This window comes from Pinisolibacter sp. DMC19 (assembly GCF_056313985.1).
The window spans coordinates 1-1,873 of the sequence record NZ_JBQUZF010000018.1 but is presented as its reverse complement, the minus strand read 5'-3'; the positions used below and the strand labels follow the sequence as shown (position 1 = coordinate 1,873).

General features: G+C 71.4%; 1 protein-coding gene. It reads right to left on the bottom strand.

From position 1 onward, the window contains the following. Window positions 1-86: 86 nt before the first annotated feature. A partial coding sequence (locus tag ACT53U_RS19575; RefSeq protein ID WP_476157616.1) for a thiamine pyrophosphate-binding protein occupies window positions 87-1,873 on the bottom strand: 1,787 nt, incomplete at its 5' end.

The window sequence follows — 1,873 nt, the reverse complement described above, 5'->3', positions numbered from 1 at the left end:
GGGGAAGCGGGACCCTTTCGGGGGAGGTCCGGTCGCGGTTTTGCCGGCCCGCGATCGGTCCCGTCGGATCCCGCTTCCCGGCTGCGTCAGGGAAGGTCGGGAGAAACCTTCCAGTCGCGCAGCCTGTAGACCGTGCCGGGGCGTGGGCGCGGGCTGTCGCCGCCCTCCCGCATGCGGCGCTTGAACGAGTGGATCGGGGTCGCCAGATCGTCGACCCGCACCTCCACGACCGACGGACCGTCGTGGGCGAAGGCCGCGTCGAGCGCCGGGCCGATGTCCTCGGGCTTCTCGGCATAGAAGCCGGCGAGACCCAGCGCACTCGCCGCCGCGGCGAAGTTCGGGTGGCAGCTCTGGCTCTCCAGCAGCGCCGACTGCACGTTCTTGAAGAAGATCTCCTGCCACAGCTGGATCCAGCCGAGCCGGCCGTTGTTGAGGACGACGTTGACGACCTTCTGGTTCCGCTGCGCCTGGGTGGCGAGCTCGCCGATCGTGTAGGAGAAGGCGCCGTCGCCGGCGACCGTGACGATGCGGGTGCCCGGCCGCGTCTCCGCCGCGCCGATCGCCGCCGGCGTCGAGTAGCCGAGGCCGCCCTGGCCGCGGGCATAGAGGAAGCCGCGTCCGGGCTTGCGGGCCGGCAGGTGGTTGGCGATCCAGCCGGCCGAGAAGCTGGCGTCGGAGACGACGATGTCGTCCTCGCCGAGGCGGGCGGCGAGTTCGGCCATGACGCGGGCGGGATGGATCGGCAGCGTCTCGCTCTCGCTCTCGACCCGCTTCTGCCGTTCGCCCTCGGCTTTGATCTCGGCGATGCGCGCCGCCCATTCGGGATGCGACGGCGGTTCGAGCCTCGCTTCGAGCAGCAGCAGCGCCTCGCGCACGTCGCCGAACAGCGAGACGGTCGGGTGGAAGGTGCGGCCGTGCTCGGCCGGGTCGGCGTCGATGGTGATCGTCGCCTGCTCGGGCAGCGGCAGCGTCCAGTTCATCGCGGTGTTCTGGCTCGCCTTGGAGCCGCACCAGATGACGAGGTCGGCCTCCTTGATCAGCTCGATCGCCGCCCAGGAGCCGAGCGGGTTGAGCGTGCCGGCGGCGTGAGGCGCGGTCTCCGGGACGGAGCCGCGGCCGGTCAGGCTGGTGACGGCGAGGCCGCCGAGCCGTTCGGCGAAACGGGTCGCCTCGGCACAGGCGTCGGCGCCGTGGACGCCGCCGCCGTAGACGATCGCCGGCCGCTTCGACCGTCGGATCAGCGCGACCGCCGCGTCGACGTCGCGGCCCACCGGCGCGGAGCGGACGAAGGGGGCGCGGATGGCGCGTTCGTCGACGCCGATGCGGATCGCCGCCTCGTCCCATTCGGCGTCGAAGACGTCGTGCGGGATGATGAGGGCGACCGGACCCGGCCGCGGCGAGGTGGCGACGCGGAAGGCGGTGCGGATCATCTCCGGCAGGGCGGAGACGGAGGGCACCAGCCAACTGTCCTTGGTGATGGTCTTGAAGAAGGAGAGCTGGTCGAAGCCTTGAGAGGCGATGCCCTTCTCCTTCAGCGTCAGCCAGTCGAGCGGCAGTTCGCCGACGATGCCGACCATCGGCACCGAGGCGTTGAGCGCCTCGATGAAGCCGGCCGGCAGCAGGTTGGCGCCGGGGCCGACGGTGACGTCGCAGACGCCGGGCTTGCCGGTGAGGCGGGCATAGGCGTCGGCGGCATAGGCGGCGTTGCGCTCGTCGCGCATCAGCACGTGGCGGATGCGGTCGGTCCGCCGCGAGATGCCGTCGTGCAGCGCCGTCGTCTGTCCCCCCGGCATGCCGAACACCAGCTCGACGCCGTAGCGCGCCAGCATCTCCGCAACCAGGTCTCCCATGTGGGCCATCGGTAGTCTCCTTC